24 protein-coding genes and 1 pseudogene are annotated in these 25449 nt (G+C 34.3%); 6 read left to right on the forward strand and 19 right to left on the reverse strand.

Features of this window, described 5'->3' with window-relative positions:
• Window positions 1-17: 17 nt before the first annotated feature.
• The 3 genes from HYG87_RS09800 to metG all read right to left on the reverse strand — a co-directional run bounded on the left by HYG87_RS09800 (window position 18) and on the right by metG (window position 4161).
• Complete coding sequence (locus HYG87_RS09800) at window positions 18-482, reverse strand: helix-turn-helix domain-containing protein (protein WP_211532985.1); 465 nt, start codon at window positions 480-482, stop codon at window positions 18-20.
• Between the two features lie 113 nt (window positions 483-595).
• Window positions 596-2173: a DUF530 domain-containing protein gene (locus tag HYG87_RS09805; RefSeq protein ID WP_211532986.1), complete on the reverse strand. Its 1578-nt coding sequence runs from the start codon at window positions 2171-2173 to the stop codon at window positions 596-598.
• Window positions 2170-4161 (reverse strand): methionine--tRNA ligase, encoded by a 1992-nt coding sequence (gene metG, locus HYG87_RS09810; RefSeq protein ID WP_211532987.1) that lies wholly within the window; start codon window positions 4159-4161, stop codon window positions 2170-2172. The genes HYG87_RS09805 and metG overlap by 4 nt, the downstream gene beginning before the upstream one ends.
• A gap of 382 nt (window positions 4162-4543) precedes the next feature.
• On the opposite strand from metG, the gene priL reads away from it, so the two are divergent.
• Window positions 4544-5890, forward strand: a complete 1347-nt coding sequence (gene priL / locus HYG87_RS09815; protein WP_211532988.1) for a DNA primase large subunit PriL — start codon at window positions 4544-4546, stop codon at window positions 5888-5890.
• A gap of 76 nt (window positions 5891-5966) precedes the next feature.
• Complete coding sequence (gene priS, locus HYG87_RS09820) at window positions 5967-6947, forward strand: DNA primase catalytic subunit PriS (protein ID WP_211534299.1); 981 nt, start codon at window positions 5967-5969, stop codon at window positions 6945-6947.
• A gap of 29 nt (window positions 6948-6976) precedes the next feature.
• On the opposite strand, the gene cca is transcribed toward priS, so the two are convergent.
• The 6 genes from cca to HYG87_RS09850 all read right to left on the reverse strand — a co-directional run bounded on the left by cca (window position 6977) and on the right by HYG87_RS09850 (window position 12751).
• Window positions 6977-8350: a CCA tRNA nucleotidyltransferase gene (gene cca / locus HYG87_RS09825; RefSeq protein WP_211532989.1), complete on the reverse strand. Its 1374-nt coding sequence runs from the start codon at window positions 8348-8350 to the stop codon at window positions 6977-6979.
• Window positions 8351-8420: 70 nt separating this feature from the next.
• Entirely contained in the window at window positions 8421-8987 is a 567-nt protein-coding gene (gene thpR / locus HYG87_RS09830; RefSeq protein WP_249164849.1) for an RNA 2',3'-cyclic phosphodiesterase, read from the reverse strand.
• Between the two features lie 210 nt (window positions 8988-9197).
• Window positions 9198-10322, reverse strand: coding sequence for a 3-dehydroquinate synthase II (locus HYG87_RS09835; protein ID WP_211532990.1), 1125 nt, complete (start codon window positions 10320-10322; stop codon window positions 9198-9200).
• 34 nt (window positions 10323-10356) lie between these two features.
• On the reverse strand, window positions 10357-11151 hold the full coding sequence (locus tag HYG87_RS09840) for a 2-amino-3,7-dideoxy-D-threo-hept-6-ulosonate synthase (protein WP_211532991.1): 795 nt from the start codon (window positions 11149-11151) through the stop codon (window positions 10357-10359).
• Window positions 11152-11236: 85 nt separating this feature from the next.
• Entirely contained in the window at window positions 11237-11764 is a 528-nt protein-coding gene (locus HYG87_RS09845) for a class I SAM-dependent methyltransferase (RefSeq protein ID WP_211534303.1), read from the reverse strand.
• 117 nt (window positions 11765-11881) lie between these two features.
• Window positions 11882-12751 carry a pantoate kinase gene (locus tag HYG87_RS09850; RefSeq protein ID WP_211532992.1) on the reverse strand — a complete coding sequence of 290 codons (870 nt, stop codon included), beginning with the start codon at window positions 12749-12751 and terminating at the stop codon, window positions 11882-11884.
• 135 nt (window positions 12752-12886) lie between these two features.
• Here HYG87_RS09850 and HYG87_RS09855 point away from each other — a divergent pair, with 135 nt between their 5' ends.
• Entirely contained in the window at window positions 12887-13552 is a 666-nt protein-coding gene (locus HYG87_RS09855; protein ID WP_211534305.1) for a histidinol phosphate phosphatase domain-containing protein, read from the forward strand.
• A 14-nt stretch (window positions 13553-13566) separates the two neighbouring features.
• On the opposite strand, the gene HYG87_RS09860 is transcribed toward HYG87_RS09855, so the two are convergent.
• Entirely contained in the window at window positions 13567-14232 is a 666-nt protein-coding gene (locus HYG87_RS09860) for a 2,5-diamino-6-(ribosylamino)-4(3H)-pyrimidinone 5'-phosphate reductase (RefSeq protein WP_211532993.1), read from the reverse strand.
• Between the two features lie 321 nt (window positions 14233-14553).
• Here HYG87_RS09860 and HYG87_RS09865 point away from each other — a divergent pair, with 321 nt between their 5' ends.
• Window positions 14554-14928: a carboxymuconolactone decarboxylase family protein gene (locus HYG87_RS09865; RefSeq protein WP_211532994.1), complete on the forward strand. Its 375-nt coding sequence runs from the start codon at window positions 14554-14556 to the stop codon at window positions 14926-14928.
• Window positions 14929-15035: 107 nt separating this feature from the next.
• Here HYG87_RS09865 and HYG87_RS09870 read toward each other — a convergent pair whose 3' ends face one another.
• From HYG87_RS09870 to mtxX, 5 genes and pseudogenes are all read right to left on the reverse strand, one after another.
• Window positions 15036-15323: a hypothetical protein gene (locus HYG87_RS09870; RefSeq protein ID WP_211532995.1), complete on the reverse strand. Its 288-nt coding sequence runs from the start codon at window positions 15321-15323 to the stop codon at window positions 15036-15038.
• Window positions 15254-15762, reverse strand: a pseudogene (locus HYG87_RS11100) (CapA family protein). Before HYG87_RS11100 ends, HYG87_RS09870 begins: the two are co-directional and overlap by 70 nt.
• Window positions 15737-16495: a TatD family hydrolase gene (locus tag HYG87_RS09885; protein WP_211532997.1), complete on the reverse strand. Its 759-nt coding sequence runs from the start codon at window positions 16493-16495 to the stop codon at window positions 15737-15739. The pseudogene HYG87_RS11100 and the gene HYG87_RS09885 overlap by 26 nt, the downstream one beginning before the upstream one ends.
• Window positions 16496-16556: 61 nt before the next feature.
• Window positions 16557-17324 carry a polyprenyl diphosphate synthase gene (uppS, locus tag HYG87_RS09890; RefSeq protein ID WP_211532998.1) on the reverse strand — a complete coding sequence of 256 codons (768 nt, stop codon included), beginning with the start codon at window positions 17322-17324 and terminating at the stop codon, window positions 16557-16559.
• Window positions 17312-18022 carry a methanogenesis marker protein Mmp4/MtxX gene (mtxX, locus tag HYG87_RS09895; RefSeq protein WP_211532999.1) on the reverse strand — a complete coding sequence of 237 codons (711 nt, stop codon included), beginning with the start codon at window positions 18020-18022 and terminating at the stop codon, window positions 17312-17314. Before mtxX ends, uppS begins: the two co-directional genes overlap by 13 nt.
• 416 nt (window positions 18023-18438) lie before the next feature.
• On the opposite strand from mtxX, the gene HYG87_RS09900 reads away from it, so the two are divergent.
• Together HYG87_RS09900 and HYG87_RS09905 are read left to right on the forward strand one after the other, a co-directional pair.
• The gene (locus tag HYG87_RS09900) at window positions 18439-19149 is read left to right on the forward strand and encodes a DUF4012 domain-containing protein (protein WP_211533000.1); all 711 of its coding nucleotides are present in this window, start codon (window positions 18439-18441) and stop codon (window positions 19147-19149) included.
• Window positions 19150-19338: 189 nt separating this feature from the next.
• Window positions 19339-20061 carry a hypothetical protein gene (locus HYG87_RS09905; RefSeq protein WP_211534329.1) on the forward strand — a complete coding sequence of 241 codons (723 nt, stop codon included), beginning with the start codon at window positions 19339-19341 and terminating at the stop codon, window positions 20059-20061.
• Between the two features lie 109 nt (window positions 20062-20170).
• On the opposite strand, the gene hemL is transcribed toward HYG87_RS09905, so the two are convergent.
• The 4 genes from hemL to hisD all read right to left on the reverse strand — a co-directional run bounded on the left by hemL (window position 20171) and on the right by hisD (window position 25070).
• Window positions 20171-21433, reverse strand: coding sequence for a glutamate-1-semialdehyde 2,1-aminomutase (hemL, locus tag HYG87_RS09910; protein WP_211533001.1), 1263 nt, complete (start codon window positions 21431-21433; stop codon window positions 20171-20173).
• Entirely contained in the window at window positions 21423-22073 is a 651-nt protein-coding gene (locus HYG87_RS09915) for a cobalt-precorrin-8 methylmutase (RefSeq protein WP_211533002.1), read from the reverse strand. The genes hemL and HYG87_RS09915 overlap by 11 nt, the downstream gene beginning before the upstream one ends.
• A gap of 333 nt (window positions 22074-22406) precedes the next feature.
• Entirely contained in the window at window positions 22407-23723 is a 1317-nt protein-coding gene (aspS, locus tag HYG87_RS09920) for an aspartate--tRNA(Asn) ligase (protein ID WP_211533003.1), read from the reverse strand.
• Between the two features lie 69 nt (window positions 23724-23792).
• Window positions 23793-25070 (reverse strand): histidinol dehydrogenase, encoded by a 1278-nt coding sequence (gene hisD / locus HYG87_RS09925; RefSeq protein WP_211533004.1) that lies wholly within the window; start codon window positions 25068-25070, stop codon window positions 23793-23795.
• Between the last annotated feature and the right edge of the window lie 379 nt (window positions 25071-25449).

Genomic DNA, 25449 nt, shown 5'->3' on the forward strand with positions numbered 1-25449 from the left:
ACTCAAATCCCATTAGATCACCGTTTCAGTATATAATAAATCGTTCTCAAAGGTATGTTTAATTTGTTAGATATCTCCCTTGCGGAGTGCCCCTTTTCGGCCATATTCTTAATATTTAATCTTATTTTATTATCATATTTAAACTTCCGTCCTTTTTTTAGCTCCATTCCCTTTTTTAGATAGTAAACTGTCTTTAGAGGAATTTGCATTTGTCCTGAAATCTGTTGCGGTGTTTTACCTTCTTTTAATAGTTTATTAACTTTATAACGATGTTCATCGTTGTATTTTCGAGGCCGGCCTTTATTTTTAAGGGGCAGGACTTCAATTCCTAATTCTTCCAGGGCTTCTAAATATTTAGGGGATATTCTGTTATAAAGACTATGGGGGCAGCGTATTCTTTTCAAATCCGGATTTTGATCAAGTAACTCCATAATTTTCCGGGAAGTCAGGGGCTGGTTAACATATACATCCTCAGAAGACATTAAATCACATTTTAAATCTTATTAAATATTCTTAAATGGAAATTTCAGATAATAATCAAGTCTCTTTATAATCAGGATTAATGAAGTTATATGTAAACATTCTCCAGGGAATTCTACTTTTTTATCATTTCCAAAAACTTTTTAGCTTTGGTGGTGCTGGGTTTTCCAAAAGTTTCAATATTCCTCTTTTCCATATTTAACTCTTCCAGGGAAACAGAAAATAGCTCAGCACATCTATTTATTGGAATTTCAGATTCCAGGCTTAAAACTGCCGCTCCAAATGCTGGAGGGTTTGATTTCATATGCAAACCTTTCATTTTTTGTTCCATATCAAATTTTTTGGCCACTATATTCTGTATATGGGGAATATATTCAATATTCTCGTTATTGAAAATTTTTAGTATATCCACCACTTCTTTATCAAATTCTTGAAATACTTTTATCTGATTTCTGTCCATATTAGGACGTAAATAAGGAAAAGGACCTGAAAATTTGTTTCTACGGTCATAGGAAGTACTTAAATAATATTTTATTATATCCCACATTATCATGGTCAGGGAGATACCTGGAAAAATTTTTTTTTCTAAGCGGGCTCTAGAATTAAGGTCTTGCTGCAACTCCCTTTTAAAATCACCATAAGAAGTCATTAAACCATTTTCAATAAGTAGTTTATTGAGTTTTTCTTCCTGGATATCCTCTAAGTTTTCAAATTCTCCTAAAGGGTCTTCTGCTATTGATTTAGATTCTAAAACCAGATCATCATATAACTGGAGTTTGGCAGGGTTTTTAATATAATGTGAAATTACCTTTTCTTCTATCTCCTCTACAATTTTCTCGGCAAATTGCACATAGGATAAAGCCAGGGCGGTTCTGGTATGCCGGTCATTAAGTATGGCTGGTTTTTTACGATGAAACTGTAAAAATTCAATGCGCATATTTGAACCATATTTATTCCTTAAATCTCTTTCATAATTTTCATTATCCTCTGCATCAATGGTTATCCTCTTCCGGATCCATCTGCCAGATTCCATTACTTTTATAACTAAAGATATGGTTTTGACTACGCCTTTCCTTTCTTGTTTAAGAACTTTGATTATTTTTTTAAATGATTCCCGGCCCCAGGCAGTTAAATGAGACATTTTAACCATATAATCTCCAGATAAGGGAAGATGAGGTATAATGCCCAGCTGCCAGACCCCCTGTTTATTTACTTCTAACTCAAAGTTAGATGAATTACAGGAACAGGGTGAAAAAGAATTATTTTGATAGTATATTTCAAAAACACGATATTTTTTAGAACATGACTTACATTTAATCAATCCGTACTCTTCCAGATTACCCATGGCAATTTTATGGGAGGAAATAGATGACTTAACCCGGTCCAGAATATTTTTTTTTGCAGCCGCTTTCATTCTAAAATACTGGGAATGGCGGTTGCTATCATGCATTTCTTCCACCATAACCTCAGCAGTTGGAGATGAACCGTAACGGGCAAGAGAACGATAAGGGGCTTTATAACCCTTATTTTCCATAGTTTCTCTTAAATCCTGGAGTTCTTCCAGGTTATGGTTAAGGTTTTGATAAATCTCAAGAAATCCCTCCAGATGGCAGACCTCCTTAAAGCTTAATTCCTGCTTTTGAAGGTAGTCCAGAAATTTCTCGGATTTACCAATTAGAACAGATTCATTCATTTTATTATTTCACCAATATCTGCGGTTTCAGCACTTAAGAGGGAGAGACTCTCTGAAGTGGCCAGGATCATACCTTCTGATTTAACACCAAACAACTTGGCAGGTTCCAGATTTACCAGCACCACCACTTTTTTATTCAAAATATCCTCAGGAGAATATTTTTGAGATAGACCCGCAACTACCTGAATTTTTTTATCTTTTAAATCTACCTGCAGCTTCAGTAGATTACTGGAACCTTTAACTGTTTCAGCAGCAATTACTTTACCTATTTTAAATTCCATTTTTGCAAAATCATCAATACTAATTAATTTTTTCATAGTTTCTTCCTCTTTAGTTTCTTCCAGGCTGTGGTAAAGTTTTTCTTTTTCAATTTTAATTATATCATCATCTATTTTGAGGAATAATGGCTTGGATTGGTTAATGGTGTGTCCCGGTACCATAAATTTACTGGCATCCTTCCATGATAATTCTTCATCTTCTAAATTCAATATTTTTCTAATTTCTTCAGATTTAGAAGGCATATAGGGATAAATCAGCATGGAAATTGTTTTGGCCAGCTGATTACATAAGAAAAGGCAGTTGCCAGCCTTTTCAGGGTTATCTTTCACTGCTTTCCAGGGTTCCTGATCATTAAAATATTTATTTCCCTTCTTGGCCAGCTTAATTATAGCCACCAGCGCTTCCCGGAATTTATAATTTTCCAGAAGATCTCCTATGTGGGTGGGGGCATCTGTTATGATTTTTTCAAATTCTTCATCCTCTCTATCCGGTGAAGTTAGTTCTGGTAATTTACCCTGGAAAAAACGGGTGGTGAAAGAGAAAGTGCGGTGTAAAAAGTTTCCTAAAACATCGGCTAGCTCATCATTAACTCTTCTCTGGAAATCATCCCATGAAAAATCAGTGTCCCGTGTTAAAGGAGCATTTATGGTTAAATAATACCTTAAGATATCTACTTCGAAGTTTTTAATAAAATCAGAAGTCCATATAACCCAGTTTTTACTGGTAGACATCTTTTGGCCCTCTAGAGATAGGTATTCTCCTGCAATTATATTCTGGGGCAGAGTACACCCATAAGCCATCAGCAAAGCTGGCCAAAATATGGAATGGTGGTAAATAATATCTTTCCCAATAAAGTGGATTGCTTTATCATCCCAGTAATTTTTCCAGGGGGTACCGGTTTTTTGTGACCATTTCACTGCTGAAGATATGTATCCCAGGAATGCCTCTCCCCATACATATATTATTTTACCCCCTGCATCCTCCAGAGGTACGGGCACCCCCCAATCCATATCTCTGGTGAGTATCCAATCCTTCAAACCCTCTTTAATCCATTGGAGAGCATAATTTTTAACATTAGCAGGCATTTCATCATTAGAAACAATCCAATTTTTAATATCGTCCTGAAAATAGCTTAATTTGAAGAAATAGTGTTGAGATTCTTTTATTAGAGGTTCGCCTTCACAGATTAAACAGCGAGGATCCACCAGCTGGGTGGGTTCCAGATGCCGACCACAGGATTCGCAATGATCTCCCCGGGCACCCTCTACACCGCATTGGGGACAGGTTCCTTCCACATATCTATCTGGAAGAAACCTGACACATTCCTTACAGTAGGGCTGTTTTATCTCTTTTTCATAGATGAAACCCTTTTTATAAAGATCTAAAAAGAAGTTCTGAGCAATATCATAATGGACTTTATCTGTGGTCCGACTAAAATTATCAAATGATATATTACACTCATCCAGATCTTTTTTTATCATTCCATAATATCTACTGGCAATATCAAAAGGTTTTTTACCTTCTTTTTCAGCTTTTACAGCTATGGGGGTACCATGCTCGTCAGTTGCACAGACAAAAAGAACATCTCTGCCTTTCATCCGGTTATAACGAGCATAAATATCTGCAGGTATATAAGTGGACCTTAAATGACCTAAATGAGTAGGGCCATTAGCATAAGGTAGTGCACATGTGATGAATATTTTACTCAAATTTTAATCCTCCTTACACAAAAATTGGGATATAATGTCCTTTAAGCCATCGGTTCAATTTAAAAAAAATGAGCCAATTAAGCACGAATTTAATTATGATTAGTTAAAGGAAAGTTACTTTATAAAATATTAGAAATATATCCTATTTTAAGTTATTTCTATATATAAATATGATGATTTAAGATTAGTGAACTACTTATTAACTTTTAATAGACTTATTTTTTTATTATAAAGTTTCTGCATCTTTTAATTAACTAAAATAGTCTAATAAACTCTATTTAATATTTCTAAGGCATAAAACAGGGACATCATTTTTTGAATTTTTTTATAATAGCAGCCTTATTATAATCAACTTTATTATTGGTAGTACCAAAATAGAACTATGGTTTTGTTATCATTTTTAAATCCATTTTCTGAGGAAGCAGAACAGATTGTCAGGGAAAAAAGTTCATTAGAAGAATTATTCAATAAAAATAAAGATTTAATTGATATCATAGCCCATACCAATTCTCAAAATATTTCTAATGATGAGCTAATACCCCATACTCTGGCTGAATTAGCGGTGAAAAGGTTGGAATGGTTTGTAAGGAAAAAAAATGATAAGAAATATGATCATAATGACTACTCATTTTTGATGAACCCTGATATGGCCATCTATGATATTATATCTTTTTATATAGCTGCTCAATCTATCGGGATAAGATTTAATCCTAATTCCAGGGAAAGCAGAGTTTTTATTGAATCCCAGGGACAATTAGTCCAGGAAAGACTGGAAAAATTAAGCACATCTTTGAGAAAGGAGGTGGTGGCTAAACTTCTAAACCAGCTCATTCCTCTGGATAATATTTCCTGGACTTCCCTGGGCGAACTTTTTGGTTCTAGAAAAATCAATTTAACTGACCTGATAATTGATCAAGGAGAGGTTATTTTAGATAAAGAGGATTTCATATATCGATTTTCAGATAAAATCATAGGAAGAGTCCCGGAAAAGATGTACGATATTTTGATTGGGGATCAAATAAAAGAACTTATAATTAACCGGATGATAATGCAGAATACAGAAAACTATCTACTTAAAGTCCATGAAATGGCATCCAATATTGAAGCCCATCCCTCTTTAATTGTGATTGCAGATGAAATCTCTAAAATGTTAAAGGAGAGGACTTCTATTTTTTCAGGAAGTGGTGATATCCAGGCCTCTAAATTAGTAGGAGAAGCTTTCCCACCGTGTATAAAAAATACTATTGATGGAGTTAGTTCTGGAAACCGTAATGATGCCATTGTACTCCTTTTAACCTCATTTATATCTTATGCAAGATTATACCCCTCAGTTTTTAAAAATGAAACTAATTTAAAAATCTCAGATCTGGATAAAGGACTTAAAATAACTAATAACGAGATATTGCCTGTAATTTATGAAGCGGCTGGGCGCTGCACTCCCCCTCTTTTTGAAGATGACCCTCAGGAAAAACTGAATATAACGGCTAAATTAGGTTTTGGTGTACATAGGGTGCCTGATTTAAATAATGAAGGCGAAAGTAAATGGTATACTCCCATGAGTTGTGAAAAGATAAAGATACACCTCCCGGTTTTATGTAAACCAGATAAAGACTGTAAAAAGATCAGCAATCCCCTTTCTTATTACAACCGGCGAAAATGGATAATGAATCAATCCCCTGATTCAAAATCTCCTGAAGAAAAAGATAAATCCACTAAAAAGGAAGATTAGCAGGAAAATAGATTAAATGATTTCATGATAACCTCAGAAATGATAAATTTATAATTATAACTCCCAGGTGATTTGAATTTTTGAAGCAGCCAGCTTAGAGGAACGTAAAAGATATTATCGGGAAGAATGGAAGGTGGATGACTTACCTGAATTTATAACTGAGGAATTAAATAAAAGGGAATTTGGGTTTGATCATCTGGGAAAAGGCCCTAATGACCGTTATAAGATTTTTAAAAATAAGGATCAATTAAGAAAATTTCTAAGGTACCGATCACCATTTGCAGCTTATTGCTCGGTGGCTTTTTATAATAAACCATGGAAAAGAGGGGACTGGCAAAAATCAGAACTGGTTTTTGATGTTGATGCCAAAGATTTGCCAGTAAGATCCTGTAACTGTGAGGGTGTCTGTGAAATATGTCTAAATGAAGCTCTTCTTATTGTAAAAGATATACTGGATACTTTGAAGGGTGATTTAGGTTTAAAAAATATTCATGTAATTTATTCCGGGAGAGGATACCATATCCGGGTACTGGACCCGGAAATAATGCAGTTTGATAGTGATGTTAGAGCCCAGGTACTTAAATATGTTAGTGGTGCGGAAAATCCGAAAAATAAATATTTTCTGGGCCCCGAGCAGGGACAAAAACCCTATGAATTGGAACATTTTACCATACCTCTGGGATATCCTTCAGTTTTCACCAGCAGGATGAAATATGTTATTCTTCACCTTACCGGGGAGGAAAGTATTGAAAATGTAAATCCTAGATTATTAAAAGATGTTATAAAAAACCGCCATCTTCTGGAAGAAGATCAATGGGGTTTATTTAAAAATAAAATCGGACCTATACGCTATAAGAAGTTAGTGGAAGGTATTTCAAAACTTAATATGGGCTTAATTGATGCCAAGGTATCAATTGACCTGAAAAGGATTTTAAGATTGCCTTCCTCACTACACTCCAAGGTCTCCATGCGGTGTATGGAGGTTCAAAATCTAGAAAAGTTCGATCCAATAAAAAAAGCAGTTCCTAAGTTTGTATTAGAACGAAAAGAAGTTTAATATTTATTTAAATTATACTCCCTTATTTTTTATCTCCATAAATGCACTCCTGGATTTAAAAATCTAAATAGAAACTCTAAAATTTCTGGATGGGTAGTTTTCCCCATAAAATCAGATATATTCTGAATTTCATAATGCTCTAATATTTTCTTTTTAAGATGTTTTCCTGTTTTTAAATGATGTATATTTTCCTTTTGCAGATAATAATTCAGGAAACGGTAAACATCTCTTTGTTTTCGGGGAATATCCACTACCCAGCGATCTTTTTCCAGATAGGCCTTATTGCCATATTTTTCCAGAAACTTGGTACTATGGAACTCATTCCATAACTCTGGCCCCACATTTTTTTTATATTCCGGAAGACTCCCTGAACTTAATTCCAGAATCAGTACTGCCAAATCAACTTCATCTGTCCAGTATCCCTTATTTTCCACTATAAAACCTTCATCAGACAATTTTTGGGAAATAGAATCCGATGTTTTTTTTAACTGAGGATAAATTGCATCAGAGGGAATTTCCGGAGGTTTAAAAGAAATTAAAATGGTTTCGGTACCTCTGTTTGTTAAAAGTTTCTCAACTAATTTGAAATTCCCCTTTAAGTTTATTTTTGAAAAATAATCTTCTTTAGGATTACCCAGGAAATTTCTAGAGGCTGCTACAAATTCTGACATCTTTTGGAGTGTTAAAGCAGCAGCAACATTCCGGTTTTTATCCACCGGATCCACCACCACCAGGGGTTCTGTAAAATTTTCTCCAGTATGGTAATCTTCCAGATCAATAATCAAGCCGGGTTTCCATAAATGGGCAGCAGCTTTTAATACCCCTTCAAAAGTACCATATTCTAATATAAGTAACTCACATAGATAACCAGCAAATCCTCCAACTTTAAATTCAGATCCATATGTTTCCACACCATACATGAACTTTTTAAGAAGTAAGACCTCATTTAACTGGTCTTTTTTCAAGTTCTCTTGGATGTAGATGTTATGGAGATTGGTTCTATCAACGGCTGATTTTAGCTCGCTGGAGTTTTTGATAGCATAACATGGTACAAAATCTATTTCATATCCCTCAATGGTACCGGTAACATAGGGATGGGAGGCGTAACGTTCTTCAGCTACACCACCCATTTTTTTAATACATTCATGGCCTAAAAGTAGACCATTTTTTTTTAAATCCTGCAGTGAAGTATCCAGTGGGAAATTTAAAAATATATCAATATCTGCCTTTCCAGAAAGCCAGGTACCCTTGGCTACTGAACCTACCAGAACCGCTTTAGATGGAATATCTTTTTCTAAGGACAGACTATCCAGCAAATTTATGATTTTATTAGATAATTCTTCCACTTCAGTTTTTTCTTTTTTATCTGGTTTGATATAACTTAAAATAGAATCGTAATTCATCTGATGCCTCATCAATAAATTAAGTTGATGTTCGAATAATATAAAAGATTAAAGTGTATTTAAAAAAATATTAAAGTTTGAATACTTCCAGATTAGTGTATATGGGACCTTCAGGTGTTAGTTCGCTTTTTTTAAGGACTAACTGATCAATTTTCATATTACCTATTTTAACTTCTTTTAGTTCTTCAATTTTCTCCACTAAAAGTTCTTTATTGGCAGAACCTTTCAAACGTCCAATGGTAAGGTGGGGCAGGTAACTTCTTTCTTTAGAAAATCCCATTTTAATAAATTCATCATCCAGATCTTTTTGCATGCTGGAAAATGAATCAGTATCTTTAGTACCAATCCACAATACTCTTATGTATCTTAAACTTGGAAAAACTCCCATTCCTTCAATAGAAATAGAGAATGGATCATGATTTTTTAGTTTTTCTTCAGTTACAGATGATATTTCATTTATTTTATCTTTAGAAATATCTCCAAAAAATTTAAGGGTGAAGTGCAAATTCTCACTTTCAACAAACTTAACCGGGGCTTCTACCGATTTAAGTTTTTCCTGAACATCCACTATACCTGCATTTAAAGATTTATCAATATCTGCTGCTAAAAAGGTTCTTATAACTGAAGAATCACTCATATCCTCACCTTCTCTTTAATTTTTTTCTTAAGAGAAATGGATTCTCAAAAACGATCCGGGTAGAAACCCGGTACTTATTTATAAGTTTTTCATTCTATCTATAAGTTCTGATGGATTTAAAAAAAATTTTTAATTTAGTCTAAAAAAGAATTTAATAAGAGGAGCAGGCTTTAATAATAATTACTTAAAATTAAAAAACAGGAATAGAAATTATTTTTCTATTATGCTCTCCTCAATGGACATACCAAAATGTCGGGCTCCTTTATCCAGATAAACCATAACTTTGTCACCTTCTTTCAAATCTGAAACAGAAACTGTTTCACCTTCATCACTTACCAGTCTTATTGTTTCTGCATTTTGAAGTAGAGTTTTAATCTTAGTGTCTTCATATTCTGCTTCTAATAATATCAAAGGTCTTTTTTCTATTTTTACCCGACCCACAATGGCGTTTTTAGTTTTTCCCTTATCATCTACAATAAGTACTTCATCACCCGTTTCAATTTCAGAGAGGTACTTGGTTTTATTATCAGGGGTCATGACATAGGCCTGTACCGGACCGGCATTCACTCTAAAAGGCCTCGAGGCAACATACTCACTTTCTAGTGATTCACTATGGACCAGGAAAAGTCCTTTAGAATAGGAACCAATAAGCATACCTTCCCCTACATTCATTATAGAACAGGTATCAATACATACCCGGTCTCCAGAACCAACTGGCTCTACACGGGTTAGAGTGGCTACTTTTAAGTCATAATTTTCTGATTTGATTTTATCCAGTAATTCTGCAATTTTTTTAATTTCCGAGTAATGCTGGGGTTGGATAAGAATACCATCAGTGCCATGTTCCAGTGTTTCTAAAGCTAATCTGGCCTCTTCGTAATCAGAAACTGCAGCAATTACTTTTACTTTTTCTTTTTGCAAATCGGCAATAATATTTTCCAGAGGAATAACTTTCCAGTCACTACCTACTAAAATGAGGTAATCTACAACTCTACCTAATTTTCTGGCCAGTTCTTCATGTTTTTTACTGTCAATTTCTACATAGGCCGCCACAATTTTAGATTTTCTTTTAAAACTGGAAGCAACGGCTAAATCTTTTGAATCATCTAAATCTATAGGCAGATGGAGGGTCCCGTCACCTTCACCATTTTTTCCCACTAAAATTATATCTGCATCGTCCTGATTTGATATAACATTTATACTTCCTAATTTCCTGATATTTTCAACATCAGACAAATCCAGAACGTGATCAATTCCTGATTCCAGTGCAGTGGTAATGTAACTCTTTTTTTCTTCCCATTCTGTTTCAGGGGCCATAATCCAAGCGAATTTCATAGATTTACCTTCTAAGTTATTTTCTTATAATATTTCAACCTTTAATTATTTTTAAAGCTTCATCCACATCTAATTTATTATGAACAATCTCTGAGATTGCTCGAGTGGTCCTTTGAGGAGATTTTGCCTGGAAAACATTTCTTCCTATGGCCACACCTGCCCCACCAACCTCAATTGAATTTTTCACCATTTCCAGTAATTCCTGTTCAGTTTCCACTTTAGGACCACCGGCAATTACTACTGGAACAGGACATCCATCAATTACTTCCTTAAATGTATCTGGATCTCCGGTGTAATTTGTTTTAACAATATCTGCACCTAATTCAGCACCAGCCCGGGCAGCTAATTTTACCACATCTGCATTGTGTTCATCGGAAATCTTCTTTCCCCGGGGGTACATCATAGCAATTAAGGGCATGCCCCAATCATCACAGATTTCAGAAATTGTTCCCAATTTAATTAACATTTCTGGCTCTCTTTCTGAACCTACATTTACATGTACTGAAACTGCATCAGCACCTAATTTAATGGCCTTTTCTACAGAAGTAACCAGAACTTTATGGTCTGGATCTGATCCCAGAGATGTACTGGCTGAAAGATGTATTATGAGTCCTATGTCACTACCATATCCTCTATGTCCACAGTCTACCATTCCTTTATGCATTAAAACTGCATTTGCACCGCCACTGGCAACTTCATCAATGGTTTCAGTCATATCGATGATACCTGGTACCGGGCCAATGGAAACACCATGGTCCATGGGAACTATTACGCTTTTTCCGGTTTTCCGGTCAATGATCCTTTCAATTCTGATTGTTTTACCTATCATGCACACCCCTCCAAATATATTATTGCCATTAATGATATTAATTTTTTATAATTTTAGTCTTAAATTTATGAAAGATAGACACTAACTATAGCTTATTTGACCATAGCTTAAATTCCTTTATACTGGGGGGAATGCCAGCATCACCACTGGATTCCAACCACCCCTCAGTTGAACTTATTATTTCCTCTGTTTGGGAGGAAAGAACAAAATCTACCAGTCCCCTATTTCTTATTATGGTCTTTTTTGGTTTTAATGCAGAAGACCATATGAAATAAACTTTGAATGTGGTATCCGGATGGTATCCGCCTCCTAAATCAATCAATAATACATCGCATCTTTTGATTTTCTTAAATACATACTCCAGAGTTTCATGAAGTCTCACATCTGCATTTATGAATTCTAAGTAAGGATAATCTACCATTAACTTATTCATACAGGGTAATGCTTCTGGACTGTTATCTATAGCTATTAATTTACCCTGAAATGCTTTTTCAGCTATCATTCTGGTGGAATTACCAACATGGCACCCTAATTCTACCACAACATCGTCTTTTTCGATGATTCGCTTTATATTTTCACGATAGATTTTAATATCATATACAATTTTTATCATAGAATCCACAAATCTGTTCATCATGCTTTTAGGGCTTTTAAAAGCTTCCAATATTCTATTTGATATAATGGGCAATATATAATTTGTTAAAAACAATTTTTTAGATTTATAATTTTTTTAAATTTCCCTAAACCGGCTTCCACAAAAATCAATTTTTCCTACAATAGGATTTTCAATACTTGAATCAGGAGTTTTGGATAGTGCAAATGCAGTATTTCCCAGCATGGCCATAGAAGCACCTATGGTTTCATCATCTAAAAGGTCCACCATTTCTTTTATTTCCTTATTCATCAAAGAAGTTTTTTCTGCAAACTGACGGGATAAAGACATGAACTTTTCAGGCCGGGGTTCCTTTAACAATGATTTAAGCATACCTGATCCGGTTTGATTAATTCTTTTCTGGTGCACTGGATTTTGAATAATGGAAGAAGTATCCATATCTCCCTTAGTATGGGCAATTACATACAGTGGTTCGGTGATTATCTGGTTTAATTTTCCAAATCCCGGGGGTCCTTCTTTAATCCTTAATACAATACCTCCGCATGTTTCTGCAATTAAATCACCTAAACCTGTACCTAAAATTACTTCTGCATTATGAGCAATCTCTGCTGCTTTATTATGGTTAAAAGGCAAATTAAAAAGGTGAGATAATCCTAAAGAAGTTCCCAAAGCACAGGCAGCCGATGTACCAAAACCACATCCTATGGGAACCTGTACTTCATGCTCTATTTTAAAACCAGAATCCAGACTAAATTTTTGTTGTATTAATTCTATGGTCTGGTGAGTTATGGAGTCGGGTAATCTGTCAATTTTTCCATTTATTTTTACGGTGATTTTTTCATCTTTTCTTGAAGATTTCAGTGTGGTTATGACTCCTTTATCCATCACTACTCCTGCTCCCCGGGATCCTTTTTTAACTGGATTAGGATTGTCAATTATTTGAAAAAAACCGGTTATATGTGATGGTACAAATATGGAACACTTCATTAGATCACAACTTTTAGATTATCAATTAATTAGTATATCTAATGAGAAACTTAAAATAATTAGTTCCCAATATTATTCTATAACCCTTACGGGATTTATAAAAAATTATTTTTTTAACCATCAGGAGGATTTAGAATTACTCAAAGAATAGATCTGCACATTCATAGCCTTTTTAGTGATGGAGAATTATTGCCCTCTGAAATTGCAAGAAGGGCCTGTGTATTGGATCACAAAGCTATTGCTATTACTGATCATGTGGATGCCACCAACATGGATTGTGTGGGCCGTATAATTGATGCGGTAGATGACATTAATGATAACTGGGGCATCAAAGTAATCCCTGGTGCAGAAATAACTCATGCCCCTGCAGAAATAATTGATAAATTAGCTAATAATGCCCGGGATATAGGGGCAGAAATTATCGTGGTTCATGGTGAAACTCTGGTAGAACCAGTAATAGAGGGAACCAACTGGGCAGCGGTAAACTGTCCTGAAGTGGATATATTGGCTCATCCAGGGCTTATAACTTATGAAGAAGCTGAAATAGCCAGGGAAAATGATATTTGTCTGGAGATAACCTCTCGAAGGGGACATTCCCTGGGTAATGGGCATGTGGGTAAAGTGGCCCTGGATGTAGGGGCACTTTTGGTGATCGATACAGATACCCATGCACCTGGAGACTTGATTTCTTATGAAACTGCCTACAGTTATGGCCTGGGGGCAGGACTGCCTGAAAAGGAAGTTGAAAAAGCATTAACTAAAAATCCAGAAATATTATTAAAGAAAAGGGGTTTGATCTAAATTTTAAATTCATTTTAAAAAATTTTTTCAGGATTTTTAACAGAATACTCTACAACTAAATCATTACCAAGCAGATAACTCTTATTTAATTTCAATTTTAAGGCATCTTTCATTAAATCAAATCCCTCCCCATCTACCAGAGTTTTTGCCTGACTTCCACCTGCAATCATAGGGGCTATGGCCACTCTAACTTCATCCACCAGACCAGAGGATAACATGGAAAAATTAAGGGTTGATCCTCCTTCTAACATCAAATTATCCAATCCTCTTAATTTTAATTCTTCCATTAAACAAACAAGATCCACCCTTTTTTCTCCACAAATGATGACTTCAGCTTTCTTTTTTAGCTTTTCAACCTTTTCAAGAGGAGCTATTTTAGAAACAGCAATTATAGTAGGGGCATCCTTATTTAAAATCCGGGAGGAAAGGGGGGTACGACCCTGACTATCCACTACAATACGGGTGGGATTATCTTTTACTGTTGATGGGATTTTATGAACAGTTAAGCGAGGATCATCTATTAAGAGGGTATTAATTCCCACCATGATAGCATCCATCTCTTTTCTCATGCCATGGACTCTTTCTAAATCTTCAGATCCGGATATTTCCGAGCTGCCACTGGCTGTGGCAATTTTACCATCAAGGGTCATGGCTGCATTCAGGATAACATGAGGTCGCAAAATCTATCACCTTTATCATATATTTATAGCTCTGTAATTAAAGGGCTGTTATATCTATCCGATTAATCAGAATAAAAATTTATTATCCTCATTTGTTGATAATTGATTATGACGGGATTAATTATAATAATTTATCTAATATTTTTTTATTACATAGATTTTAATTGGTTAAAACTAATTTTTTTTATAGAAAGGATAATAATTATTGATGGTCTAATCACTTAGAATATATATCTCATTAATGATTTACTAAAAAAACAAATAGATATTATAAATACATTTAAAACAAATTTAAGCACGGAATTATAAGAGGAGATTATAATGTCGGAACGATATCAAAAAGGATTAAAACAACTTCAATTAATGAATGAAGACTCTTATGAACTATTAAAGAAAAATTTAGATGATATAGCTCCTGATCTTGCTCGTTTCGTGGCTGAGTTTCCCTATGGAGAAATATATACTCGGAAAAACCTTGATTTAAAATCAAGAGAAATAGCAACTGTAGCCGCACTTACTGCCATGGGAACTGCCCCATTACAACTAAAAAGTCATATAAATGGCGCATTAAATGTGGGATGTAGTAAAGAAGAAATCATAGAAGTTATAATTCAAATGGCAGTATATGCGGGCTTTCCTGCTGCTATAAATGGTATCATGATAGCTAAAGAGGTCTTTGAAAATAAAGAGGATTAAAATCTATTTAAAATTAATTAATCTGGATTATAATTAGTCTTTCAGGAATATAATTTTTTTAACATTTTTTATTGTTATACCTGGACTGGAAATGGATTGCAGGTTACTTAGAAATTCTTCGCCAGTATTCTGGTCCATGAGAAGGTCTGACTATTGGATATGTAAATAGGGTGTAAAATAATTTCAGCATCACCCTTTTTAATCTTAAATTCAACCACCATGGATTTTGTTGCTGCAGGAGTTACCGCATCGAATATACGGTTTCCTAAACTATAAAATATTAATTTACCTTGTCGAACCATTTTTTTTTCTACATAGGTGGGCCTTATGGCTTCTTCAAGGTTACTTCCGGCTCCAACATAGGAAATATTATTTTTTTGTAGAGTAGCATACATTCATCTAAGCTTTCTTCTCCATAATCCCTAATATGATTGTTGGCCAAAAAAGTAACTTTAATATTGTTTTCTGTTAATAATTTAGCATATTCTGGTTTTACTTTAAAGAAATAACTGCTTTGGTAGGAGTAGTAACCCGGGTAAAGGGGCCTTCCAGATTAACTACTACCATATCTGAACTTTTAAAAAGAGGTGTTAAATCATTGAATACATTAACATTAGATTCTAATGCACTATTTACTCCTCTACTTAACATCACATCCCCGGTAAACATCATGGTTAAATTAGAAGAATTAAGGGAGGATACCTTTTCAGTTTCATAAGTACTGAAATTACCTGATAGAACAAATATAAGGGTACCTGATGAAATCATTAAAAATAGTATAAAAAATATTTTTTTAGGCATAATCCACCTAGATTTTGAACACATATTTCGCATTATTTTCTGTAATTTTATCCACCTTTTTAAAAGGCAATGATTGTAATTTAGCTAATTTATTAACAGCTTCATATAAAAAAGAAGGCTCATTTTTTTCTCCTTTAAATGGAGATAGGTAAGGACTATCGGTTTCAGTTAAAATGGATTTTAAAGGGATTTTGGCAGCTAAGTCCTGGTGATGTTTAGAAAAACATATCATGGTTGAAAAGGACACATAATACTCTTCTTCTATAATTTTTTGAGCAGTTTGGTAGTCCCCACTGTAACAGTGGAATACAACTTCAGGTATGGAATTAAATTTTTTTACTATATTCAAGGCCTTCTCTTCGCATTCCCGAGCATGAATAACCAGTGGAAGTTCATACTCTGCAGCCAGATTAGCAAATAACTTAAATACTTTTTCCTGCTTACGACGCCCTTCCAGGTCTTTAACATGATAGTAATCCATACCGGCTTCCCCAATACCCACCGCCTTTTCGATATTATCTTCAATTAAATCAATAACTTCTTCTACTACTTTGAATTCGGCTTTGGAAGAATTAACTGGATGAAAACCTAAGGTGGGATATATAAAACCTTTATGTTTTTTGGAGAGTTCTAAAGCACGCCTATTACCTCCTAACGTAGCTCCAGAGTTAATTAAAGCCATTAATTTATCTTTAGCTCTTTTTATAACCTCTTCCCGGTTTTTATTAAAATCTTTAAAATCCACATGAGCATGGGTATCAATCATTTTTTTTCCACCAACTTATCTTAACCGGATTATCCTGACTTTAAAAAAATCAAAATCATGCCTATACTCCAAAACGTCTTTCACGTTGTTGATATGATCTTAATGCCCTTAAAAAATCTACTTTACGTAGTTGTGGCCATAAACTATCGCAGAAGTAAAGTTCGGAATATGATGATTGCCATAATAGGAAGCCACTTAATCTTTCTTCTCCACTTGTTCTTATTATCAGGTTAGGATCCTCTAAACCAGCAGTGTAAAGATTATCATTAACCATATCTTCATTTATGCCTTCTATACTTAATTCTCCATCTTTAACCTTTTGTGCAATTTTCTGGATGGCATCAATAATTTCTAAACGCCCATCATATCCAATGGCTATATTTACTCTTCTTTTCTGGTAAGAAGATGTGGATTCTTCGGCTATTTGGATGGCTTTTCTTACATTTTCCGGGAGTAATTCCAGTTTACCTACTGCTTTTACCTGGACTTCATTCTGGTGAATTTTTTTATTCTGGGCAATTGCTTCAAAATTTTCCTGGAATAATTTCATCAATCCTTTAACTTCCTCTGGACTGCGATTGAAATTTTCTGTAGAAAATGCATAGGCGGTGACAATTTCTATTCCTAAATCTACACACCAGTCCAGCACTCTTTCCAGAGTAGCTATCCCTTTTTTATGGCCTTCGATTATCTTATTATTTCCCTGAATCTTTGAAAATCGACGGTTACCATCCATTATTATGGCAACGTGTTTGGGCATATTTTCCTGTGTTAAATTACGTGAAATATACCATTCATAAATTCTATAAATTGGTTTTAAAGGGTACATTTATCTCTCCTGGCTAGATGATGAGCAAAATTCAAAGCACGGATATAACCACTTTTACTTTGATCCCGGGATGTATCAATGAATATTTTATTCATTCCTAAGGTTACAGCACCATAACTCTTAAGGGATCCAATTAAAACCAGGGAACGAAAAATTAAATTTCCAGAAATACCATCCGGGGCTAAAATTAAATTACATCTATCTTGCAATGCTTTTTCTATTAATATGTAATAGTGCTTTACCCTGTATTTATCTTTTATGATGGAGGTTAGATGTTTTCCTTCCTCAATAGATTGGTCAATCTGGGGACTTCTACCCACGTCCTGTGATCTTCCACCAGATATAATGGCCACCTGGGGTCTTTTACCCATTGATTTTAAAAATTCACAGCACAGTTCCACCATAAGGGCCTTTTCTTCCAGATTTTTCCCCTCATCAATACCCACCGGGGCTAAGAGGAATTCATGGTCTTTAATTTTAATAAGAGAAGCTCTAATAATGTTATTACCATATTCTTTTTTTATAGATGAAATTATTGAGGAATCAAGGGAACCTCTAACCACTGCTTTAACCTGGGGATTAGAAATCATTTCCATAAGCTGTTTTTCATTATCAAATAGCTTCACTGGAAATTTAACACTTTGAGCGGCTTCAATAATTTTTTGGTTTTTCCCTACACCTGCGGCTATTAACTTCATTAAATTCACTTTAATTAATTATCAATTATTTAATTTTAATATAAATTTCAAATTTTAATAATTTTTTCATTAAATTTATAATTTAAACCTTAAATTCGATTTCAAAATAGGGTATTAATAGTAATGCATTAACTTATTCTAGTTTAAATCTTCTAAAATAGGGCAATTTTTCTAATATTTTGTAATTATATTTAAAAATTTCTTAATCAATTTTATCATTTTAACTGGTAGGTAAATTATAAGTTTATATATTAATAAGAACATTTAATATGTATCTTATCCCGGATTATTTAAAATTAAGACTAATCAAATTTAATATTAAATTAGCTTATTATTCGTTATTGCATTTTATACCATTGGTTGCAAATAATGAACCCTTAAAAATTTTTTAAAATTAATGAAAATAAGGTTAAAGTATGGAAAAAAAGGATTATGTTATAATATTTTTATTTTTAGCCATAGTAGGCCTTTCTATATTGGCTTTTCAAGCGTATGCATCAAGCTCATACGATGTGACTAAAGGTGAAACTAAAATACTACTTTTAGCTGTTGACCCGGGTGAACCCCGGCCAGGACCAGGAGCAGTGGACATGGCATTTGTACTAACCATGAATGAGGGAGACATAACTAATGTATTATCGGTCTATCCCTTCCAAATGGCTCACCCCACTGCTACACCCCCTCCTGAATTGAGAAGCATGGGTTTGGATAAACATTTACTCCATGATGCACTCTGGGACGCAGATGTAGAAAAAGGTGCAAAATTAGCTCAAGAAATTGTGGAAGCCAATACTGGTGAAAAAACAGATATTGTGGTTATGATGACACCTGAAGCTGTTGATAGCTTTTTAAATATTGCCGGTCCGGTTATTATACCTGGCTATGGTGAGGTTTCTGGAAATTCTCTAACTTTCTTACGAGAAGCTCAATCTGCAGGGGCATCAAGGGGAGCTGTCTTAGAAGCCCTAATGAAAGCAGTAGCCAGTACTGCCAATGATGAAAGTAAATATCTAACACTGGTTCATGTGGGAATTACCCAGTATGCCCAGGGAAACATTATTGTTGTTCCCCAGGGTGCATTTATTCAGTTCTTAATTTCCACTGGACTGGATCCTAAAAATATTTAATATTTCTTTTCTTTTTTAATTCTTTTTTTTAATATAAATCATATATTTTCAATAGAAAATAGTTAAATATTAATAGTAAAAATGTAATATTATCTAATAGATTTATAAAACTGATAATGTTGTTTTTATTAAATGGAAATGTATCTGCATTTTCAGTTTTCTGATAAAGGGGGCCTTGGGGGGATTTTTGTGGTCTCAAATGAGATAAACCAGATTCTATCAAATTATAATGGGTATGAACTATCTGCCGGTGGATATTTAGTATGTGAAGACTGTGGAGGTTATTATCAGCTTCAGCCTGCTGAATCTCCATCTGATTTTGATTTTTGTGAATGTGGAGGGCAGCTGTTTTACTATGCAGATAGGGGAGAATTCAGTAATTTTGGGCAGGAGGATGAAGCAGTTTCAACTTCTTTAGAATCTGAAGAAGTTAATAAACTTATTTCTAATCTAAAAAATAAGGCTGAAAAACGGAAGAAATTATTTGAAGAGCTATCTAAAAAAGTTGAAATTCAGGAAGAACTTTTAAATGAAATCCAGGAAGGAAAATGGCATTTATGGGAGGGAATAGCTCAAAAAAATATTCAAAATGATGTGCAGGATCAAAAAAGGTTAATAAGGGACATCATTGAACAGGAAAATACGGATTTATATGATGAGGAAGACTTGATCGATACTATTATGACTGAAGAAGCTAAATTGATGGGTCATATTAAAAATAAAAGACAAAGTATTCGTAGTTCAAGATCCTGGAGTGGTAAAAACCAATTTAAAGGCCAGGACTTTATTAAAAAGTGGGATAATGATTATGTGGGAGTAAATCTAAATATTATTCGTTTAATATCCCTATTTATAATATCTTTAATTATACTGGGGTTCGTATATCTGTTTTTTATCTGGATATGGACTTAGAATTCATTAAATAATAAACTCCTTTTTTTTAATATTTCTTTTATAATTAACAAATTAAGACAGGGATAATATTTCCTGTAAAAAAAGATAATTAATTAAAAAATAAATACTAATCCGCAACTGTTTTCAAAGCGAATTCTATCTTTTCTAGTGTTTCATCCAGATCTTCTTTTTGGTGCGCTTGGGAGAGGAAACAACACTCAAATTGAGAAGGAGGAATGAAAACACCATTTGAGAGCAGATTGTTGAAATAAACCCTGAATTTTTCAATATCTGAATTTTTTGCATCCTGGTAATCATAAACTCTTTTAGAATTAAAGTATATCTGAAACATGGATCCTAAACCTACCAGACTAAAGTCCAGGTTATTATCTTCCAGTATGCCCTGAATTCCATCACGCAAATATTTGCCTTTACTATTTAAATCCCTGTAAAAAGTGCTATCTAATTCTTTTAAAGTATTTAAACCGGCTGTAATTGAAATAGGATTACCATTAAATGTACCTGCTTGATAAACGCTTCCACAGGGAGAAATAAATTCCATTATTTCTCTAGATCCAGCAAAAGCACCCATGGGGAAACCACCACCAATTATTTTACCCATGGTAACTAAATCTGGATTTATTCCATAATATTCCTGAGCCCCTCCTTCAGAAAGCCTGAAACCAGTGATAACTTCATCAAAGATAAGAAGTATATCATTTTCAGCAGTTATTTCTCTTAAAAATTTTAAATATCCTTTGCGAGGTTCTATACAACCAATATTGGCCATAACCGGCTCCATGATGATGGCGGCAATGTCTGAGCCATTACTGGCAATTAACTCACTTACATATTCTTCATTATTAAATGGGGCAGATAGAGTATTTTTAGTAGTATCTTCTGGAACACCTGGAGAATCAGGTAAACATGCTGCTCCGGATCCTGATTTTACCAGAACATAATCATGAGCACCATGATAAGATCCTTCAAATTTAACAATCTTATTTTTACCAGTAAATCCCCTTGCTAATCGGATAGCGCTCATGGTAGCTTCTGTACCGGAATTCACAAATCTTACCATATCGGCACAGGGTACCTTATCAACCACCATCCGGGCTAGATCAATTTCTTTTTTTGTGGGAACCCCGTAAGTGGTACCTTTTTGCATCTGACTGTAAACGGCATTAATTATCTTTTCCGGGCTATGGCCTAAAATCAGAGGACCATATCCCAGACAGTAGTCCAGGTATTCATTTCCATCCACGTCCCATAAACGTGATCCTTCACCCTTTTTGGCAAAAAAGGGGTAAGGTTGAAATGCCCTTACTGGAGAACTAACACCTCCTGGTAAAAAATTTTGTGACTCATTAAATAATTTTTCAGATTTCATCAGGCTTCCTCCTTTTATTATCCTTACTTAACTGTATTAAAGAATTTGCTGCAGCTACGGCTACAGGAGTTCCTCCTTTAGGTCCTTTTGTAATGATATGGGGGATTTGACTACTTTTTAAGGCATATTTGGACTCTGTAGCTCCTACAAAGCCAACTGGAACTCCTATGACAGATTCAATATCCATTTTTCCTTTTTCAAATAGTTCAATCACTTTATAAAGTGCCGTGGGTGCATTGCCAATGACCACTATTCCTTTAAATCCATTTTCTGCAGCATACTCCATAGCCGCCGCTGCCCGGGTAATGCCCTCTTTTTTAGCCATTTTAATAGTTTCAGGATGGTTAATAAAGCATTTAACTTCTCCAGAATATTTATTTATCCCGGCACGTACCATATTTATATCAGTTAGAATGTCTTTGCCATTTTTAATTGATTCAATACTGCATTTAACAAAATCAGAACTTATGTGACAAATTTCTGCATATTCCACATCAGCGGTGGAGTGGACTATCCTTTCTACAATAGATTGTTCTTCCAAAGATAAGTGCTCTATTTTATCACTTATCAACGATCTTACTATCTCTCTGCTTTTCAGGGCAATATCCTGGCCCTGTTTAGTGGATGCACCCATAAACATTATATCACTTTTATTAATTTACAATCAGAAAGTGTAGTTAATATCTTAAAATTTCCTTTATAGAATTAACAACCTACTGCTTTATATTTTTTTCATATATCCTATTACACTTTAAATCTAAGTGCCTTAAATAATAAAAAATCCAGGGGCAGGATATGCATTCTAAAAGCCTTTTTTTAATTAAAAACATCTGAATTTTTAAAAATTTAAAAGGAAGTCATGAACATAGGAGAATTTATAATTTTTTAGTTTTTTTTAAAAAAAGTTTCAGTTTATTATCCATAAATAAAAAAAAGGGCGGAAAGTTTTTTAAAAAAAGTGTTTTCTCCTGATTTAAGGAGTCAATCTGCGCCTATCTCTGGGGAATAAAACAGTTTCTCTAATATTATTTACACCAGTTAGGGTCATATTGAATCTTTCTGCACCTAAACCCCATCCTGCATGAGGTGGCATTCCATATTCGAATGCAGCCAAATATTTTTCAAATGATGCTGGATTTAGTCCCTGATTTTTTATTCTCTCCAGTAGTAAATCAGGGGTATGCACTCGCATGGCTCCTGATGAAATTTCAAGATCCTTATACATCAAATCAAAAGCAAAACTTTTCTCAGGATTTTTTTCATCAGGCATTACATAGAAGGGTTTTATGGCAGTGGGCCAATCCGTTATGAAATAGTATCCTTCCATAATTTCACCCATGGCCTTTTCAGATGCCCGGGACATATCTTCACCATACTCCAGAGCCACTCCCTGGGAATTGACCATATCCACCATATCATCATAACTTACCCTTTCAAATGGAAGAGAAGGTATTTCCAGTTCACGTCCTAAAACATCTAGATCGTCCTGGCAATGGGTTTTAACATCAGTTATGGATTGGACTACCAGTTTTTCTAGAATTTCCATTACATCTTCATGATTCATAAAAGAAGCCTCTATATCAATGGATATTACTTCATTGAGGTGTCTTAGAGTGTCATGCTCTTCTGCACGGAATATAGGGGCAATCTCATAAACCCGATCAAAACCAGCAGACATCATTATCTGTTTATACAGCTGGGGGCTTTGCCCTAAAAAGGCTTCTCTTTCAAAGTAAGTAATGGGGAAAAGTTCAGTACCACCTTCTGTTGCAGATGCCACTAATTTAGGAGTATTTATTTCTAAAAACTCATTTTGTTCCAGAAAAACCCGTATAGAATGCAACATCCTGCTTTTAATCTTAAATATGGCACTAACTGCCGGTTTACGTATATCTAAGAACCGGGAATCAAGGCGAGTATCTATCTCGGCCCTTACCTTTTCAGTGGGATCCAAAGGTAAAGGCTGTTTAGATTCATTTAAAAGATTTAAAGAGGTGGGTATAAGTTCCACACCACCTGGTGCTTTAGGTGATTCCTGTATGGTTCCTTTTACTGCAATGACCGATTCTTTTTTAATCTTTCTTAAATCTTCAAAGATTTCTTTTTCAATTTTTTTGCTGGGGGCAGTAATCTGGATGGTTCCGTCTCGATCTCTTAATAATACGAATATTATTCCACCTAAATCCCTTATTTCATGAGTCCATCCCATTACCGTTATTTCCTCTCCATCCATTTCAGGGTTCACATCACGGGAATAATGGGTTCTTCTCCAATCTAATGAGTTTATCAATGTTATTCACCTCAGGTATTTGATTAATTTTTAATTAATTTTATTATTTAAAATAAAAAAACTCTGGAATTATTTTTTATTTAATCTTCTTTTAAATGATTCAGAGTGAGCATAAAGGCCTTCATATTCTGCTAATGGTATAACCACATCTTCCAGGTTGCTTAGTCCTTCCGGACTTATTGTTTGCACCGTTGGTTTTTTAATGAAAGATTCGGTTGAAAGACCAGAATACATTTTGGCACATCCTGCCGTGGGTAAAACATGGTTGGTTCCAGAACCGTAATCCCCTGCAGAAACTGGTGTTAGTTCACCTAAGAATATGGACCCTGCATTATTAATCTCAGCTAAAACACTCTCTGGATTTGAAGTCATTATAATCAGGTGTTCTGGAGCGTATTCATTGGAGAAATAGATAGATTCTTCCAGTGAATTGGTAATAATTATTTTTCCATACTTCTCCAGAGATTCTTCTATTATATTGCTTCTTTCCATGTATTTAATGTTTGTGTGAATCATTTCCTGTACTTTTTTAGCCAGGCTACTGTCAGTGGTTACCAGTACACAGGGAGAGTCAGGATCGTGTTCTGCCTGGGCTAGAAGATCATAAGTAATATATTCTGGATTTGAATTTTCATCGGCTATAATCAATACTTCCGAAGGACCTGCTGGAAAATCAATATCCACTTCACCATAAACCAGCTTCTTGGCGGCTGTTACAAAAATATTTCCCGGACCTACAATTTTATCCACAGGTTTAATACTACTTGTTCCATAGGCTAAAGCAGCAATGGCCTGGGCACCTCCTACTTTATATATTTCATCTGCCCCGGCGATATCAGCTGCAACCAGCACAGCATCACTTACAGTACCATCACCCTGTGGTGGTGTACAGCAAACAATCCTTTTTACACCGGCTATTTTAGCCGGAATAACTGTCATTAATATGGAGGAGGCATAAACTGCTCTACCTCCCGGTATATAACAACCTGCACTTCCAATAGGCCTTATTATTTGCCCGGCTTTAATTCCAGAATCCACTTCCATGGACCATTCGGATGGGACCTGCCTCTGGTGGAATTTTTTTATGTTCCGGCCTGCTTTTTTCAATGATTCAATAATTTCAGGGTCCAGATTATTGTAACTGTAATCTATTTCTTTTTTAGATACCCTGAAATTTTTTAGATCCACCTTATCAAATTTACTGGTGTAATACTCTAAAGCAAGGTCCCCTTCTTTTTTAACCTTATTGATTATGGATTGAACATCATTTATGATATGATTAACATCTATTTGGGATCTTTTAACCAGTTCACTGATTTTTTCTTTTTTAAATTCTATAATCTCCATTTAATCCCCTCAGATAGTTATTTAATATTATTAATTATTTTTTTAGTTTTTATAATCTTAAGTTAAGAATAGATGCCGGGTTTTTTAATAAAAACAGGAAAATAATTTTTTTATATTTATTTTTACAAGGTGGGTAAATTATATTGATATTATTTTAGTACAGTTAGTTATAATTATTTTTCTTATAAACACTCCTCTTATTTTTAATTTTTTCAATATATTACTTAATTTTAATCGTTTTTAATAGTATTATTTTTCATAAGTGATTAATATGTGTTTAATATGTTATTGGAGAAAAATTAAAACCCCATTTATTTTTTTAAGAATTATAGAATCTAATTTTAATTATTAACTATTACTGTATATTTAGTAAGAGAAA

The organism is Methanobacterium alkalithermotolerans (genome assembly GCF_018141185.1).
Lineage (GTDB): Archaea > Methanobacteriota > Methanobacteria > Methanobacteriales > Methanobacteriaceae > Methanobacterium_F > Methanobacterium_F alkalithermotolerans.